We start from the raw sequence: 15,402 nt of genomic DNA on the forward strand, positions 1-15,402 counted from the left end.
AGGCCTTCCCTCATCTTCGCCCACGGCCACCTTGACCGCGAACCGGAATTGGCACCTTGTCCCGGTCGGCCTCGCCAGGTCGCGAGTCGAAAGCCGGGAGGGTTGCCGGGGCTTCGCAGGGCCGGTCCCTCCACCCCTCTGGATGAGCAATATGCAGTTGTTGAAATGGACTCTACCCGCTTAAGTGGCCGAAATTACCACCCGTCTCAACATGCGAGACAACCAGTCTCAGCGATAGTCCTCGCCCAGCACGCCCTGCACGTATTTGCGGGCCTGATGGATGCGCGACTTCGCCGTGCCCAGCGGGATGTTGAGCTGCTCGGCCACCTCGTTGTAGTCGAGCTGGACGATGTCGCGCAGCACCAGGGCCTGCGCCAGGTCCGGTTTGTCGGCCTCCAGCGCCTCCATCGCGTCGAGCAGGTCGAGCCGCGACCCCGCGATCACGCTGACCCGCCGCACGTCGGGCTTCTGCATGGGCAGCTCGTCGGAGGTCTGCTCCGCCGCCCTGCGCTTCAGCGACCGGTACGTGGTGCGCGCGCAGTTGGCCGTCACGATGTGCAGCCAGGTGCTGAACCTGGCCCGCCCCTCGAAGCGCCCGATGTTACGCGCCACGGCCAGCAACGTATCCTGCGAGGCCTCCTCCGCGTCCTGGTGATAGGGGAGGATCCGGGCGCAGTGACGCATCACATCGGGCTCAATCCGCGCGAGGAGCTCGCCAAGTGCGCGATGATCTCCCGCAGCAGCGGAGCGGGCGAGTTCCTCGGTTAGCTCATCAAGCGCCATAGCTGGGATCCTATGATCGAAGGGAGCTGCGATGAACAGCGTCCTGCTGGCCTCCAACAGAGGGCCTGTCTCCTTCACCGTCTCCGACGACGGTGAGCTCACCATGAAACGCGGCGGCGGCGGCCTCGTCTCGGGCCTTTCGGGCGTGGCCAAGGACGACGGCGTGCTGTGGGTCTGCGCCGCGCTCTCCGACGGCGACCGCAGCGCCGTGCGGCTCGCCTCGGGCGGCCGCATCGACCACGTCGGCTACGATACCGGCCCCCTGCGCATGCTCGACATCCCGCCCGCCACCTTCCACCGCGCCTACAACGCCGTGGCGAACTCCACCCTCTGGTTCGTCAACCACCTGCTCTACGACATCCCGAACTCGCCCAACTTCGGCACCAGGTTCGAGCGCGAGTGGGAGTCGTACCGCGACTACAACGGCGCGTTCGCGCTCGCGCTGGCCGAGGAGGCCGGGCACGGCGCCCGCGTGATGGTGCAGGACTACCACCTGACCCTCACCCCCGCCATGCTCCGCGCCGAGCGGCCCGACCTGCGCATCGCCCACTTCAGCCACACCCCGTGGGCGCCGCCCGAGTACTTCTCGCTGCTGCCCGACGACGTGGCCGGAGAGGTCCTGGAAGGCATTCTGGGGGCCGATCACGCCGGGTTCCTCACCGACAGGTGGGCCCAGGCGTTCATGGACTGCTGCGAGCGCCTCCTGGGCGCGGAGGCCGACCGTGCCGGCCGCAGCGTCACCTACGAGGGCCGGACGACCCGCATCGGCGTGCACAGCCTCGGCGTGGACGGCGACGCGCTGTGGCGGCGCGCCTGCGAGCCCGACGTCGAGTCGCACATGACCGCGCTCAGGGAGCAGGTCGGCGACCGCAAGCTGATCGTCCGCATCGACCGCACCGAGCTGTCCAAGAACATCGTGCGCGGCCTGATCGCTTACCGCGAGTTCCTCGCCGCGCACCCCGAGTGGCACGGCCGCGTCGTACACCTGGCCTTCGCCTACCCCAGCCGCCACGACCTGCCCGAGTACCGCGAGTACACCGCGTCCGTGCAGCGCTGCGCCCAGCAGATCGAGGACGAGTACGCCACCGTCGACTGGGACCCGGTGATACTCAACGTCAACGACGACTACCCGCGTTCGCTGGCGGCGTACCGGCTGGCCGACGTGCTGCTGGTCAACCCCATCCGCGACGGCATGAACCTCGTCGCCAAGGAGGGCCCCGTCCTGTCGCCCCACTGCGCGCTGGTGCTCTCGCGCGAGGCCGGGGCCGCCGCCGAGCTCGGCGCGCACGCGCTCATGGTCAACCCCTACGACATCAGCGGCACCGCCGCCGCCCTGCACGACGCGCTGGTCATGCCGGAGGACGAGCGCCGCACCCGCCGCGACAAGCTGCACGCCGCCGCCACCGCCCTGCCGCCGCAGAAGTGGCTCGCCACCCAGCTCGAAGCCCTCGCCTGACGCTCGCCTACGATGGAGGCATTCCGAGTGGGGGAGGCCGCCGGGTGAGCACGGCATTATCGCCCGTCCGTCTGATCAGAGACCGCCCGACCTGGCTCGTCTACCTGCTGCTCAGCGCCTTCGCCACCTTCGTGTACGGCCTGAGCGCCGCCGTGCCGCTGCTGCGCGCCGACCAGGGCACCTCCGCCACCGTCGCGGGCCTGCACGGCACCTCCATGGCCGCCGGCACGATCGCGGCCGGCCTCCTGCTCCCTCTCCTCACCCGCAGGTACGGCCGGCGCGCCACGAGCTGGACCGGCCTGGCCGGGATGAACGCCGGCCTGCTCACCGTCTTCGCCTCCGACACCCTGCCCCTGACGCTGCTCGGGTACGCCGTCGCCGGCGGCTTCGGCTCCGCCATGCTCTACACCGCCATGGCGGCGCTCAGCGACCACCACGGGAGCGCCGGGGCCGCCGCGCTGAGCGAGGCCAACGCGGTCGCGGTGGTGGCGGGCATGGCGATGACGTTCGGGCTCAGCGTGGTCGGGCAGAGCGCGCTCGGCTGGCGCGCCGCCCTTCTCGTCACGCCGGTCCTGAGCGCCCTGCTGGTCGTGACGATGGGCCGCGTCTGGCCCGCGAGCCTGCCGAGCGGCCCATCCACCGGCTCACCGAACGGCCAGGAAGCGGGCTCCACCGGCGCGGACGCGAGCTCTACCGGCACGCACGCCACCGGGGCCGGCCGCGACGCCGATCCGGCCGCCGCTCCCAGCACCGGGTGGCGGTTCCACCTGGCGGGCGCGGTGCTGTTCTGCTGCGTGGCCCTGGAGTTCACGTTCACCCTGTGGGCCGCCGGCCTGCTGGCTCTCAGCACCGGCCTGTCCCCCGCCGCGGCGGCGACCGGGCTGACGGCGTTCATCGCGGGCATGGCGGCGGGCAGGTTCGCCGGGGCGCAGCTCGCGCTGCGGCTGCCGCCGGTGCCGCTGTTCGCGGGCGCGCTGGGGCTGACGCTCGCCGGGTGGCTGGTGTTCTGGCTGAGCGATCACCTGGTGCTGTCGTACGCCGGGCTGGTCATCTGCGGGCTCGGCGCGGCCCTGCACTTCCCGCTGGCGCTGGCCGCGCTGATCGCCGCCTCGGGCGATCGGGCCGACCGGGCGGCGGCGGCCTCGCCCATCTGGGCGGGCGCCGCCATGGCCATCGGGCCGCTGGTGCTCGGCGCGCTGGCCGACGGCTTCGGCACCCGCGACGCGTTCCTGATGGTGCCGGTGCTCATCGGCCTCGCGGTCACCGGCGTGCTCGTGTCGGGCCGGGGCGCGCGCGCCCGTACCTGACCCGGGGTGTCACCTCCAGTCGGCGTGCTTGAGCGTGTCGGCCAGCCCCGGCGTGTTCCACTGGTCCACGACGAGCAGCTTCGTCTTCGGCAGGTACCACTCGCGCTGCGTGAACCGCTTGTACGTCCGGCTCCCGGAGTAGGAGACGCACTTGGCCTGCCAGGCGTTGTAGGCGGCCTTGTGGCCGGGCCCGACCTGGCGCAGCCCCCGGCTGACCTTGGGCCCGACGACCTCGCCCCACTTGTCGTTGAACGGGCAGGGCTGCACGTCACTTGCCGTGTAGAACGGCCGCTCGCCGGTGTAGGGGCCCCAGCCCTCGGCGCCGACCTTGATGTACTTCGGCCCGAGCAGGTAGAACGAGTCGCACTCGGGGGTGCTCCAGCCCATGGCCCTGCCGCACCGGCCGGTGACCACCTGCACGGCGTCGGAGCCGAACCGGTGGACCTCCCACTGGATCGGCACGTACAGCGTCATGCCCCTGAACGTGAGCTGCTGGGCGGGGGCGGCGACGGCGGGCGCGGAGAGGGACAGGAGGGTGATCGCGGCCGCCCCGGTGGCGGCCGCGACGGCGAGGGAACGCTTCTGCATGCGCCCGACCCTAGGGATCACGACTTGCAGATCAGTCTCAAATGACTGAGAGCTCAGGGCCGGGTGAAGGCGGTGGCCAGCTCGGCGAGCAGCGCGACGACGCCCTCGGGCCCGTCGACGACGATGTCGGCCCGCTCGGCGAGCGCGGTGACCTCGGCGGAGCCGCTGCACACGGTGACGCCGGGCAGCCCGGAGTCGCGTACGGCGTCGAAGGCCGCCAGGTCGCCCAGGTCGTCGCCGGCGAACATGACGGACCGCGCCGCCCGCTCGGCCAGGAACAGGCTCAGCGCGTGCCCCTTGTCCATGCCGGGTGGCCGCAGCTCCAGCACCATGCGGCCTGGCTCGATCACGAGGTCGTGCTTCTCCGCCAGCTTCGCCAGGGGCTCGCGCAGCTTGGCCAGCGCGCCCTCGGGGTCGGGGCTGCGCCGGGTGTGCACGGCGACGGCCCGGCCCTTGTCCTCGACGGTCACGCCGTCGAGGCCGAGCGAGTCGAGCAGCAGCGGCAGCTCGGCCTCGGCCCTGGGCACTCCTGGTGGGGGCGGGGGCGCGGAGATCCGCCCGCCCTCCCAGCGTTCGAAGCCGTAGTGCCCGAGCACGACCAGCCCCGGCACGTCGGCCAGGCCCGGCCCGAGCTCCAGTGCGGTGGCCGCGGGACGCCCGGTCACGATGGCCACCGCGAGGACGTGCGCACCCAGGTCGGCGAGTACCTCGGGCGCCTTGGGGTGGATCACGGCCTTGGCGGGGTCGGGGACGATCGGCGACAGGGTGCCGTCGAAGTCGAGCCCGATCACGGCGCCGGCCGGATCGCTCAGGATCGCTTCCATTCCAGGGATGTTCTTCACGCGCCTGCCGTACCCAGCAGGTCAGGGACGCATGCCGAGCCTTCTGGCCGCGCGGTCGCGCTGACGGGTGGACCGTAACCTGCGCAGCCTCTTGACCAGCATGGGGTCGTGCTCGAGCGCCTCCGGCCGGTCGATGAGGGCGCCGAGCAGCTGGTAGTAGCGGGTGGCGGAGATCCCGAAGGTCTCCTTGATGGCGTGCTCCTTCGCGCCCGCGTAGCGCCACCATTGGCGCTCGAAGGCGAGGAGCTCGAGTTCGCGGTCGGACAGTGGTTGTCGGGACGGGTCCTGGGCAGCATTGTCACCGCTGAGCGGTGCTCCCATGGTGTCCTCCTCGAAAGGGGCGGGTGACGATCACATCGCCCGCACGCGGCCCGTGGCCATCGTAATGTGCGGAGTGCGGCTGTTCACGGCGGATTGGGAGACGTACAGTCACGAAATGTGACCCCAGTCATCACGCTCCTCACCGACTATGGGCTCGAGGATGGTTATGTGGCGGCCTGTCATGGTGTGATCGCCGGGATCGCGCCCGAAGCGCGGGTGATCGACGTCTGCCACCTGATCCCCGCGGGCGACGTACGGCGCGGCGCGGCGGTTCTCGCCCAGACCATCCCTTACCTCCCTCAAGGCATCCACATCGGCGCGGTCGATCCCGGTGCCGGGGGCGCCAGGCGGGCGGTGGCCGTGGAGGCGGGCGGGCGGGTGTTCATCGGCCCGGACAACGGGCTGCTGTCGTGGGCCGTGCACGCCAGCGGCGGCGCGCGGGCGGCGTACGAGATCAGCAACGCCGATCACTTCCTGCACCCTGTCTCGCCGACCTTTCACGGGCGCGACGTGTTCTCGCCGGTCGCGGGGCGGCTGTGCGGGGGGCTGAGCCCGGCCGAGCTGGGGCCCGAGGTGCCGACGGCCAGGCTGGTCTCGCTGCCCGAGCCTACCTCGCTGCTGCGCGAGGGCTCGGTGGAGGGCGAGGTCGTCTCGGTCGACCGGTACGGCAACACGCAGCTCTCGATCGCGGCCGGCGACCTCCAGGCGCTGGGTGTCCAGGTGGGCGACACGCTGGGGGTGTGGCTGGGGCGGCGGCAGCTCGCCCTGCCGTACCGGGAGACGTACACGGCGGTGCCGCCGGGGGAGCTGGTGGCGTTCGCGGACTCGGCGGGGCTGATCGCGATCGCGGTGAACTCGGGTGACGCGGCGCAGCGGCTGGGGCTCCCACCTGGGGCACATGTGCGACTTTCCCCCACTCCGTAGGCGGAAAGCCGCAGATCCGTAATTACTCCGCGTATCGGGCTGTTTACCGAAGCGTCGGATTGACCGCGCACTCGCATGTCAGAATGCATGGGCAGATCGGAGGTCCCTCCCCTTCCGTTCGAGGTCGCCGTGTTCCACCTGTCCGTTGTGCTGCTCTCCCTCGTCTCCGCGATCTGGCCCACTCCCTCTCCCCCCGTCTCCGAGCGCTGGCACGCCTGGCCGGTCGTGCGGGTGTTCCCCGGCTCGGTGCCCGGCCACAGCCCGTCGGGTGCCAGGGTCACGTACCTGCTGGCCGGGGTCGCCCCCGAGGCGCCCTGCCTGACCGCCTTCCAGCCCGCCGCCGTGCGGCCCGGCTGCCGCGTCGCCCTGCGCGCCACGTACGCCGACAGCACCCAGACCTTCGTCGTCACCGTCGGCATCGCCGTGCTCGACGCGCCCGGAACCGGCCACGACGGCTCCGGGCGGCCCGCCACCGTGCGGCCCGCGGCCTTCCCCGGCGGGCCCGCCGAGCGCTTCGGCGACCGCCAGTACTTCGCCGGGACGGTCGTCGGGTCCGGGGAGCGTTACCTGGTGGCGACGGCCGCCGGGTACAGCGACGGGCGGGTCTACCGGCCGGGCGACCACCTCGTACCGCGGCTGCGCGACGCCGCGCGGCAGCTCGCGACGGCGTTGCACCAGGTGCTGACCCGATGAGACGGCTCGCCCTGCCCGTCCTGATCGCCGGCCTGGTGACCGGCGCGAGCGGGCTGATGACCGCCGCCGCCACCCGGGCCGACGACGGAGGCGAGACCGCGCGCCCGGACGACGTGGCGACGGCGGCGCGGGCCGGGCAGTGGCAGCTCGGCGCGCTGCGGCTGCCCGAGGCGTGGCGGACGAGCAGGGGCGAGGGCGTGCTGGTGGCCGTCCTCGACACGGGTGTGAACGCTCACCACCCCGACCTGCGCGGCGCCGTCGTCCCGGGCCCGGACCTGACCGGCACCGAGGGCCGCGAGCGCGAGGCCGCCTGGGGGCCGCACGGCACCGCGATGGCCAGCCTGATCGCCGGGCGCGGGCACGGCGACGGCCGCAAGGGCGGCGTCCTGGGGGTGGCGCCCGCCGCCGCGGTCATGTCGATCAGGGTGACGCTGGAGAACGGCGACCCGCTGCGCGGCAGGCAGCGCCCCGGCTGGCGCGACGCGCTGGCCAAGGGCATCAGGTACGCCGCCGACCACGGCGCCGACGTGATCAGCATGTCGCTCGGCGGCGGCAGCGGCGCCTGGGAGGGGTCGGCGGCCGAGGAGGAGGCCGTCCAGTACGCGATCGGCAAGGGCGCCGTGCTCGTGGCCTCGTCGGGCAACGACGGCCAGGCCGGCAACAGGAAGAACTTCCCCGCCGCCTACCCCGGGGTGATCGCGGTGGGCGCGGTGGACCGGCGGCTCAAGGTGACCGCCTTCTCCAACAAGCAGGACTACGTGTCGGTGGTCGCCCCCGGCACGGAGATCGTCACGGCCGACGGCGGCGACTCGTACGTGGTCGGCGACGGCACCAGCTCGGCCGCCGCCATGGTCGCCGGCATCGCGGCCCTGATCAGGTCGGCGCATCCGGGCCTGTCGCCGTACCACGTGCGGATGGCCGTCGAGCTGGGCACCAGGAAGCGGCCCGCCGACGGCTACAGCCCCGCCTACGGGCACGGCGTGGCCAACGCGCTGCTCGCCCTGCGCGAGGCCGCCAGGCTGGACGTGCCGGCGTCGGGGGCGCCCCGGCCGGGCCCGTACTTCGGGGCGGGGCCGGCGCCGGGCTCCAGGGTGCCGGTGGTGACGGGCATGGTGGTGCTGGCGGTCCTGATGTCGGCGCGCGTGGTGCTGCGGCAGGGCGGCCGCAGGCGGGAGCCCACCACCTGAGCCCGCCCGGGCCGGGGGATTCAACCTAGCAAGCGCTTGTGTGATACTCCGGCTATGACGTACGCCATCGACGGCTGGTTCGCCCACTCCCCGGAGGACGGCGCCCGCCTCCTCGGCACCAGGTGCACCGCCTGCGGCACGGTCTGCTTCCCGCCCAGGCGCGGCTCGTGCCCCAACCCGCGCTGCCCGGGCACGGACATGGAGGTGCTGCCGCTGCCCAGGCGCGGCCGGGTCTGGTCGTACACGAACGCCTGCTACCCGCCGCCCGCCCCCTACGTGGCGGCCGAGCCGTACGAGCCGGTCACGCTGGCCGCGGTCGAGCTCGACGAGGTCGGCCTCGTGGTGCTCGGCCAGGTCAAGGGGCTGACCGTGGACCAGCTGGAGGTGGGGATGGAGCTGGAGCTGACGTCGGGCCCGCTGGCCGACGGCCCGCTGGTGTGGATGTGGGGGCGGGCCTCATGAGCGCGGTGGCGGTGCTGGGCACGGGCATGCACCCGTGGGGCAAGTGGGGCCGGCCCTTCCTGGAGTACGGCGTCGCGGCCGCCCGCGAAGCCCTGCGGGACGCCGGCCTGGAGTGGACCGACGTGCAGTACGTGGTCGGCGCCGACACGATCAGGAACGGCTACCCGGGCTTCGTCTCCGGCGCCTCCTACGCCAGGGAGCTGGGCTGGTCCGGCGCCAGGGTCGCCTCCTGCTACGCGGCGTGCGCGTCCGGGGCGCAGGCGCTGGACATCGCGCGGGCCAGGATCCTCGCGGGGCTGTGCGAGGTGGCGCTGGTGATCGGCGCGGACGCCGCCCCCAAGGGCTTCTTCAAGCCGGTGGGCGGCGACCGTCCCGACGACCCCGACTGGCTGCGCTTCCGCCTCCTGGGCGCCACGAACCCCGCCTACTTCGCCCTCTACGCCCGCCGCCGCATGGCCCTGCACGGCTCGACGCCGGCCGACTTCGCCGCCGTGAAGGTCAAGAACGCGCTGGCCGGCTCGCTGAACCCGATGGCCCGCTACCGCAAGCGCGTCACGGCCGAGGAGGTGCTGGCCTCGCCGATGGTGGCCGACCCGCTGCGCCTCATGGACATCTGCGCCACCTCGGACGGGGGCGCGGCGGTGGTGCTGGCCTCGCAGGAGTTCGCCCGCCGCCGTAGCGTCCCGTTCGTCCGCCTGGCGGCCGTCTCCACGGTCACGCCCGTCTTCCCGAACACGGTGCTGGAGCTGCCGGACTTCGCCACCGACTCCACCGCGGCCGTGCCCGCGCCTGAGAGGCCCTTCAGGGCGGCGATCGCGCACGCGGCCTACGAGGAGGCCGGGGTCGGCCCGGAGGACGTCTCGCTGGCCGAGGTGTACGACCTGTCCACGGCGCTGGAGCTGGACTGGATGGAGGACCTGGGCCTGTGCCCGCCGGGCGAGGCGGAGAAGCTGCTGCGCGACGGCCGGACGGCGCTGGGCGGCAGCATCCCGGTGAACCCGTCGGGCGGCCTGGCCTCGTTCGGCGAGGCGATCCCCGCCCAGGCCATCGCCCAGCTCGTCGAGCTGACCACGCAGCTCAGAGGCGGAGCGGGCGCCCGCCAGACGGCGGACGCCCGCGTCGGCCTGGCCGCCAACCAGGGCCTGTTCGGCCACGGGTCGGCGATCATCGCCACGGTATGAGCCCGGTAGGAGCCACGGGATGAGCCGCGGTGTGAGCCGCGTCAGCCCACGTGCACCACGTCGTGCGTCTCGGCGAAGTGGCAGGCGCTCTCATGGCCCGTGCCCGGGCGGATCTGCAGGAGAGGCTCCTCCTGCGCGCAGATCTCCTGGGCCTTCCAGCACCGCGTACGGAAGCGGCACCCGCTGGGCGGGTTCGCCGGGGACGGCGGGTCACCCTGGAGGATGATCCGCTCGCGCTGCTCCCGCCCCTCGGGATCCGGCACCGGCACCGCCGACAGCAGCGCCTGCGTGTACGGGTGCGCGGGCCGGTCGTAGATCTCCGTGTCCTTGCCCAGCTCCACGAACTTGCCGAGGTACATCACGCCGACCCGGTCGGAGATGTGGCGCACCACCGACAGGTCGTGGGCGATGAAGATGTAGGCCAGGTTGAACTCGTTCTGCAGCCGCTCCAGCAGGTTGATCACCTGAGCCTGGATCGACACGTCGAGCGCGGAGACCGGCTCGTCACAGACGATGATCTCCGGCTGCAGCGCCAGCCCGCGCGCGATACCGATGCGCTGCCGCTGGCCGCCGGAGAACTGGTGCGGGTAGCGGTTGATGTGGTCGGGGTTGAGCCCGACCACCTCCAGCAGCTCCTGCACCTTCTTGCGCCGGTCGCCCTTGGGCGCGACCTCCGTGTGGATCTCGTACGGCTCGCCGATGATGTCGCCGACGGTCATCCGGGGGTTCAGCGAGGTGTACGGGTCCTGCATCACCATCTGGATGTTGCGGCGCATGCGCTTGAGCTCGCCGCCCCTGGCCTTGGCGATGTCCCGGCCGTTGATCTTCACCGAGCCCGAGGTGGGCCGTTCGAGCGCCATCAGCACCTTGGCGAGCGTGGACTTGCCACAGCCCGACTCGCCCACGATGCCCAGCGTCTCGCCCTTGTTCAGGTCGAACGAGACGCCGTCCACGGCCTTGATGGCGCCGATCTGCTTCTTGAAGAGGATCCCCTGGGTCAGCGGGAAGTGCTTGACCAGGTCACGCACTTCCAGGATGCGCTCACTGCTGGTCGCCATCGAGGACCTCCCTCCAGTAGTGGCAGGCGCTGCCGCGCGTGCCGCTGATCTCGTAGAGCGGGGGGACGTCGGTCACGCAGTTGTCCTGCCGGTACGGGCACCGCGGGTGGAACGAGCAGCCCGTCGGAAGGTCCAGCAGGTTCGGCGGCAGGCCCTTGATCGCGTACAGGTCCTGGCCCTTCTGGTCGACCCTGGGGATCGAGTCCAGCAGGCCCTTCGTGTACGGGTGCGCCGGCGCCTTGTAGATGTCGTACACGGGCGCCTGCTCGACGATGCGTCCCGCGTACATGACCGCGATCTTGTCGGCCACGTCGGCCACGACGCCGAGGTCGTGGGTGATGAGGATCAGGCCCATCTGGCTCTCGCGCTGCAGCTCGGCCAGCAGTTCCATGATCTGCGCCTGGACGGTCACGTCCAGGGCCGTGGTCGGCTCGTCCGCGATCAGCACTTCGGGGTCCAGCGCGATCGACATGGCGATCATGATGCGCTGGCGCATGCCCCCGGAGAACTGGTGCGGGTAGTCGTTGACGCGCTGCCTGGCGGCCGGGATGCGGACCCGGTCCATCAGCTCGACGGCCTTCTTCATGGCGTCGGACTTCGACATGCCCCGGTGCACCCGGAACATCTCGCTGATCTGCCAGCCCACGGTGAAGACGGGGTTGAGCGCGGACAACGCGTCCTGGAAGATCATCGCGATGCGCTGGCCGCGCACCTGGGTGCGGGCCTCCTCCGACAGCTTGAGCAGGTCGGTGCCGCGGAAGCGAATCTGCCCCTTGGGGATGACCGCCGGCGGCATGTCGAGGATGCCCATGATGGCCTGCGCCGTCACGGACTTGCCCGACCCCGACTCGCCCAGCACCGCGAGCGTCTCGCCGGGCCCGACCGTGTAGCTCACGCCGTTGACGGCGCGCACGGTGCCGGCCCGCGTGTGGAACTCCACGTGCAGGTCGTCGACCGCCAGCAACGGCTCGTCGCCCAGCCCTCCCTCGGCGGGCAACACGTTGGTGGACGTCTTCTTCACTGAGCCCCCTCCTACCTGAGCTTCGGGTCGAGCGCGTCGCGCACGGCGTCGCCCAGCATGATGAACGCGAGCACGGTCAGGCTCAGGAACACCGCGGGGAACACCAGGGGCAGCGGTGCCTCCAGGAACCTGTTGCGCGCGTCGGCGATCATCAGGCCCCATGAGATGTCCGGCGACTGCACGCCGACGCCCAGGAACGACAGCGCGGCCTCGGCCGCGATGAAGGTGCCCAGGTTGATCGTGGCCACGACGATGACCGGCGCGAGGGAGTTCGGCAGCAGGTGGCGGAACATGATCCGGCCCGCTCCCGCCCCCAGCGCCCTGGCGGCGACCACGAAGTCCTGGCTCTTCGCCGTGATCACCGCGGCCCGCATGATGCGGAACACCATCGGCCAGCCGAGCACCGTCAGGGCCACGATGACCAGGAAGATGCTGTTGGCCCTGCCGCGGAAGGTGGCCGCGATCAGCAGCGCGCCGAGGATCGAGGGGATGGCGAAGAAGATCTCCGTGACCCGCGAGGCGAGCGTGTCGACCACGCCGCCGCGGAAGCCGGCGATGATGCCGAGCAGGCCGCCGATGATCGTGGTCATGAGCGTGGTGAGCACGCCGATCACGATCGAGTTGCGGGCGCCGTAGATCGTCCTGGCGAAGACGTCGCAGCCCAGGTTGTCGCGCCCGAACAGGTGGCCGGCGCTCGGCGCCTGCCGCGCCGTGGACAGGTCACAGGTCCTGGCGTTGTACGGGTCGATGCCGCTGAACAGCGACGGCCAGAACGACATGACGAGCAGGATCACGATGATGATCACCGAGATGATGAACATCGGCCTGCGCCTCAGGTCGTACCAGGCGTCGGTCCACAGGCTCGCGGGCTTGCCGCTCTTGGTCGTGGTGCCCTTGCGTTCCGGCGCCGGGGCCGGCACCGTGTCCGGGACCAGCGTCTGCGTCTCCGGGAGTCCCGGCCCGCCCGGCGGCGTTGGGTTACTCATAGCGGATCCTCGGGTCGAGCACGGCGTACAACAGGTCGACGACCAGGTTGGCCAGGATGTAGATCAGCACCAGCACCGTGATGGTGCCCACCACGACCGGTTGCTCACGCAGGTAGACCGACGTGAAGAGCTGATTGCCGATTCCCGGCAGGTTGAAGATCGTCTCGGTGATCACCGCGCCGCCCATGAGGTTGCCGAGGTCGGCGCCCAGATAGGTGATGAGCGGGATCAGGGCGTTGCGCAGACCGTGCCTGCCGATGACGCGCCGCCTGGACAGGCCCTTGGCCGTGGCCGTGCGGATGTAGTCGGCTCGCAGGGTCTCCACCAGGCTCGTCCTGGTGAGCCTGGTCAGGTACGCGACGGACACCCCGGCCAGCACGAAGCCCGGCAGCAGGTAGCTGCGCAGGCCCGCGAACGTGCCCGCCACGGGGAAGATGTCCAGCCCGGTCCACTGCTTGAGCTTCACGCCCAGCACCAGCTGCAGCACGAAGCCCGTCACCAGCGTGGGGATCGAGATCAGCAGCAGCGTCGAGGCCAGGATCATGGTGTCGGTGGCCTTGCCGCGGCGCAGCGCCGCCCACAGGCCGAGGCCGACGCCGAGGATCGCCTCCATGATCAGCGCGGTCAGTGCCAGGTTCAGTGTGACCTGGAACTTGCCCGCGAGGATCTCCGAGACCGGCACCTGGGCGAAGTTGACGCCGAAGTCGCCGCGGAACAGCACGCCGCTGATGTAGTACCAGTACTGCAGGAGCAGCGGATCGTTGAGGTGATACTGCTCGCGCAGGACCTCGGCCACGGCCGCGTCCGGGCGCTTGTCTCCGAACAGTGCCGCGACGGGATCTCCGGGCAGCGCGAAGACGATACAGAAGATGAGTAGCGTGGCGCCGATCAGGACGGGTATCGCCTGGATCAGTCGCCTGATGACATATCGGCCCATTTCCAGCCCTCCGGTACACACTTGGAGGCAGCCTCTCGGAATCCGTGATTTACCCGGCCCGAGTGGCTGCCTCCAAGCTCAGTCCTCCGACGGGCGGACGGCAAGTGCCGTCCGCCAGACGAATGACGTCAGGCCTTCTCGACGTCCGCCCAGTTGATCTGGTTGAGCAGGTTGAGCTTGACGTTCTTGACCTTGGTCGAGTGCCCGAAGTTGCTCCGGTAGAAGTAAACCGGGATGTAAGGAAGCTCCTTGATGAGGATGTCGTCGGCCTGCTGGTAGAGCTTCAGGCCCTCGGCCGCGTCCGTGGCCTGGTCGCCCTTGGCCACCAGCTCGTCGAAGTCCTTGTTGGAGTAACCACCGTAGTTCGAGCCGGTGCCGATGGCGCCGGTGCCGAAGATCGGGGTCAGGTAGTTCTCAGGAGACGGGTAGTCGATGGACCAGCCCATGCGGAACAGGCCCTTGTACTCCTTGGCGTCCAGCGCGTCCAGGATGCCCTGGAACTTCTCGAACGGCTTCGGCGTGACCTCGATGCCGAGGTTGGCGCGAAGGTTGTTCGCGACGGCCTCGATCCACTCCTTGTGGCCGCCGTCGGCGTTGTAGCCGAGCTCGATGCTCTTGGGGCCGCCCGCGCTCTCGTACAGCTTCTTGGCCTCGGCCGGGTTGTACGTGCACGCGGTGCACGCGCCCTGGCGGTAGCCGGGGATGGCCGGGTTGATGAAGTCGTCGGCCGGGGAGCGGGTGCCGGAGAAGACGGTGTCCGCGATGGTCTTCCTGTCGATGGCCATCGAGATGGCCTTGCGCACGTCGACGTTCTGGAAGTCCTTGTTGTACTTCAGCGGGACGCCGATGTAGCCGATGGAGGCGTCGGGCTCGTCGAAGTACCGGTCACCGAGCACCTGCTTGGCCGTGGAGATGGCCGTGGCGGGCAGCGAGTCGTGGATGTCCAGGTTCTCGGCCTGGAGGTCGTTCCACGCGGTCTCGGAGCTGGTGTAGATCTTGAACTGCAGCTTCGTCCAGCCGGCGGGCTTCTTGCCGGGGAACTTGTCGTAGACCGACATCTCGATCGTCTGGTCGGTGCCCTTCTTGTAGGGCTTGTCGACCTTGAACATCCCCTGGCCGATCGGCTTCTCGCCGTAGGCCTGGCTGAGCTTGCCGTCGGCGCCGATCGCGGAGGCGGGCAGCGGGTAGAACGCGGTGTAGCCCAGCATGGTCTTGAACTGCGAGAACGGCGCGGAGAGCGTGACCTCGAGCGTGGAGTCGTCCACGACCTTGAGGCCCTTCATCTCCTTGGCCGTCGGCGTCTTGCCCTCACCCGGGTGCACGTCGTTGTAGCCCTCGACGCGCCCGAAGAAGTAGGACGAGCTCATGGCGTTGTCCTGGAGAGCGGCGAAGTTCCACGCGCGGGCGTAGTCCTCGGCCTTCACCGGAGTGCCGTCGTGCCACGTGTACCCCGACTTCAGCTTGATCGTCCAGACCTTGCTGTCCGTCGTGGTGATGGACTCGGCGGCCTCCTCGACCGGCTGCTTGTTCTCGTCGTAACGCACGAGCGGCGAGAACACCGCGGCGAGCACCTCGGCACCTTCGGTCTCCGTGGTGTCCTGCGGGAAGAGCAGCTTCTGGGGCTCACCGACTTCCATGCGGACCGGCGTTTCACCG

At 70.8% G+C, this 15,402-nt stretch carries 16 protein-coding genes and 1 riboswitch; of the genes, 7 read left to right on the plus strand and 9 right to left on the minus strand.

Features of this window, described 5'->3' with window-relative positions; all coding sequences use genetic code 11:
• Positions 1 to 7: 7 nt before the first annotated feature.
• Positions 8 to 149, minus strand: a riboswitch (SAM riboswitch).
• A 79-nt stretch (positions 150 to 228) separates the two neighbouring features.
• On the minus strand, positions 229 to 783 hold the full coding sequence (locus KIS93_RS28920; protein ID WP_080044716.1) for an RNA polymerase sigma factor: 555 nt from the start codon (positions 781 to 783) through the stop codon (positions 229 to 231).
• A gap of 31 nt (positions 784 to 814) precedes the next feature.
• Here KIS93_RS28920 and KIS93_RS28925 point away from each other — a divergent pair, with 31 nt between their 5' ends.
• Positions 815 to 2,239 (plus strand): alpha,alpha-trehalose-phosphate synthase (UDP-forming), encoded by a 1,425-nt coding sequence (locus KIS93_RS28925; RefSeq protein WP_080044714.1) that lies wholly within the window; start codon positions 815 to 817, stop codon positions 2,237 to 2,239.
• 44 nt (positions 2,240 to 2,283) lie between these two features.
• Entirely contained in the window at positions 2,284 to 3,546 is a 1,263-nt protein-coding gene (locus KIS93_RS28930; protein ID WP_080044712.1) for an MFS transporter, read from the plus strand.
• Positions 3,547 to 3,555: 9 nt separating this feature from the next.
• Here the strand turns inward: KIS93_RS28930 and KIS93_RS28935 are convergent, their stop codons facing one another.
• The 3 genes from KIS93_RS28935 to KIS93_RS28945 are packed head-to-tail and all read right to left on the minus strand — an operon-like array spanning position 3,556 to position 5,297.
• Positions 3,556 to 4,134, minus strand: a complete 579-nt coding sequence (locus KIS93_RS28935) for a hypothetical protein (protein ID WP_080044711.1) — start codon at positions 4,132 to 4,134, stop codon at positions 3,556 to 3,558.
• Between the two features lie 53 nt (positions 4,135 to 4,187).
• Positions 4,188 to 4,958, minus strand: coding sequence for a trehalose-phosphatase (gene otsB / locus KIS93_RS28940; protein WP_080044710.1), 771 nt, complete (start codon positions 4,956 to 4,958; stop codon positions 4,188 to 4,190).
• Between the two features lie 39 nt (positions 4,959 to 4,997).
• Positions 4,998 to 5,297 carry a DUF3263 domain-containing protein gene (locus KIS93_RS28945; RefSeq protein ID WP_080044708.1) on the minus strand — a complete coding sequence of 100 codons (300 nt, stop codon included), beginning with the start codon at positions 5,295 to 5,297 and terminating at the stop codon, positions 4,998 to 5,000.
• Positions 5,298 to 5,414: 117 nt separating this feature from the next.
• On the opposite strand from KIS93_RS28945, the gene KIS93_RS28950 reads away from it, so the two are divergent.
• From KIS93_RS28950 to KIS93_RS28970, 5 genes are all read left to right on the plus strand, one after another.
• A complete protein-coding gene (locus KIS93_RS28950) occupies positions 5,415 to 6,221 on the plus strand; it encodes an SAM hydrolase/SAM-dependent halogenase family protein (RefSeq protein WP_080044706.1) in 807 nt (268 codons plus the stop codon).
• An 87-nt stretch (positions 6,222 to 6,308) separates the two neighbouring features.
• Positions 6,309 to 6,914, plus strand: a complete 606-nt coding sequence (locus KIS93_RS28955; RefSeq protein WP_080044704.1) for a hypothetical protein — start codon at positions 6,309 to 6,311, stop codon at positions 6,912 to 6,914.
• Entirely contained in the window at positions 6,911 to 8,101 is a 1,191-nt protein-coding gene (locus tag KIS93_RS28960; protein ID WP_080044702.1) for a S8 family serine peptidase, read from the plus strand. The genes KIS93_RS28955 and KIS93_RS28960 overlap by 4 nt, the downstream gene beginning before the upstream one ends.
• 54 nt (positions 8,102 to 8,155) lie before the next feature.
• On the plus strand, positions 8,156 to 8,563 hold the full coding sequence (locus KIS93_RS28965; RefSeq protein ID WP_080044701.1) for a Zn-ribbon domain-containing OB-fold protein: 408 nt from the start codon (positions 8,156 to 8,158) through the stop codon (positions 8,561 to 8,563).
• The gene (locus tag KIS93_RS28970) at positions 8,560 to 9,744 is read left to right on the plus strand and encodes a lipid-transfer protein (protein ID WP_080044699.1); all 1,185 of its coding nucleotides are present in this window, start codon (positions 8,560 to 8,562) and stop codon (positions 9,742 to 9,744) included. Before KIS93_RS28965 ends, KIS93_RS28970 begins: the two co-directional genes overlap by 4 nt.
• A 41-nt stretch (positions 9,745 to 9,785) precedes the next feature.
• On the opposite strand, the gene KIS93_RS28975 is transcribed toward KIS93_RS28970, so the two are convergent.
• The 5 genes from KIS93_RS28975 to KIS93_RS28995 all read right to left on the minus strand — a co-directional run bounded on the left by KIS93_RS28975 (position 9,786) and on the right by KIS93_RS28995 (position 15,383).
• A complete protein-coding gene (locus KIS93_RS28975) occupies positions 9,786 to 10,802 on the minus strand; it encodes an ABC transporter ATP-binding protein (protein WP_080044697.1) in 1,017 nt (338 codons plus the stop codon).
• Positions 10,786 to 11,823 carry an ABC transporter ATP-binding protein gene (locus KIS93_RS28980; RefSeq protein WP_080044695.1) on the minus strand — a complete coding sequence of 346 codons (1,038 nt, stop codon included), beginning with the start codon at positions 11,821 to 11,823 and terminating at the stop codon, positions 10,786 to 10,788. Before KIS93_RS28980 ends, KIS93_RS28975 begins: the two co-directional genes overlap by 17 nt.
• A gap of 11 nt (positions 11,824 to 11,834) precedes the next feature.
• Positions 11,835 to 12,809: an ABC transporter permease gene (locus KIS93_RS28985; protein WP_080044693.1), complete on the minus strand. Its 975-nt coding sequence runs from the start codon at positions 12,807 to 12,809 to the stop codon at positions 11,835 to 11,837.
• Entirely contained in the window at positions 12,802 to 13,746 is a 945-nt protein-coding gene (locus KIS93_RS28990; protein WP_080044688.1) for an ABC transporter permease, read from the minus strand. The genes KIS93_RS28985 and KIS93_RS28990 overlap by 8 nt, the downstream gene beginning before the upstream one ends.
• 128 nt (positions 13,747 to 13,874) lie before the next feature.
• Positions 13,875 to 15,383 (minus strand): peptide ABC transporter substrate-binding protein, encoded by a 1,509-nt coding sequence (locus KIS93_RS28995; protein WP_230465752.1) that lies wholly within the window; start codon positions 15,381 to 15,383, stop codon positions 13,875 to 13,877.
• Between the last annotated feature and the right edge of the window lie 19 nt (positions 15,384 to 15,402).

The sequence above is a fragment of the [Actinomadura] parvosata subsp. kistnae genome (genome assembly GCF_900323885.1).
Taxonomy (GTDB): Bacteria; Actinomycetota; Actinomycetes; order Streptosporangiales; family Streptosporangiaceae; genus Nonomuraea; species Nonomuraea composti.

Coding starts and splice junctions, on each gene's coding strand:
- KIS93_RS28920 (WP_080044716.1), bottom strand. CDS start 783: ATGGCGCTTGATGAGCTAACCGAGGAACTCGCCCGCTCCGCTGCTGCG.
- KIS93_RS28960 (WP_080044702.1), top strand. CDS start 6,911: ATGAGACGGCTCGCCCTGCCCGTCCTGATCGCCGGCCTGGTGACCGGC.
- otsB (WP_080044710.1), bottom strand. CDS start 4,958: ATGGAAGCGATCCTGAGCGATCCGGCCGGCGCCGTGATCGGGCTCGAC.
- KIS93_RS28955 (WP_080044704.1), top strand. CDS start 6,309: ATGGGCAGATCGGAGGTCCCTCCCCTTCCGTTCGAGGTCGCCGTGTTC.
- KIS93_RS28985 (WP_080044693.1), bottom strand. CDS start 12,809: ATGAGTAACCCAACGCCGCCGGGCGGGCCGGGACTCCCGGAGACGCAG.
- KIS93_RS28975 (WP_080044697.1), bottom strand. CDS start 10,802: ATGGCGACCAGCAGTGAGCGCATCCTGGAAGTGCGTGACCTGGTCAAG.
- KIS93_RS28995 (WP_230465752.1), bottom strand. CDS start 15,383: ATGGAAGTCGGTGAGCCCCAGAAGCTGCTCTTCCCGCAGGACACCACG.
- KIS93_RS28990 (WP_080044688.1), bottom strand. CDS start 13,746: ATGGGCCGATATGTCATCAGGCGACTGATCCAGGCGATACCCGTCCTG.
- KIS93_RS28945 (WP_080044708.1), bottom strand. CDS start 5,297: ATGGGAGCACCGCTCAGCGGTGACAATGCTGCCCAGGACCCGTCCCGA.
- KIS93_RS28965 (WP_080044701.1), top strand. CDS start 8,156: ATGACGTACGCCATCGACGGCTGGTTCGCCCACTCCCCGGAGGACGGC.
- KIS93_RS28925 (WP_080044714.1), top strand. CDS start 815: ATGAACAGCGTCCTGCTGGCCTCCAACAGAGGGCCTGTCTCCTTCACC.
- KIS93_RS28970 (WP_080044699.1), top strand. CDS start 8,560: ATGAGCGCGGTGGCGGTGCTGGGCACGGGCATGCACCCGTGGGGCAAG.
- KIS93_RS28935 (WP_080044711.1), bottom strand. CDS start 4,134: ATGCAGAAGCGTTCCCTCGCCGTCGCGGCCGCCACCGGGGCGGCCGCG.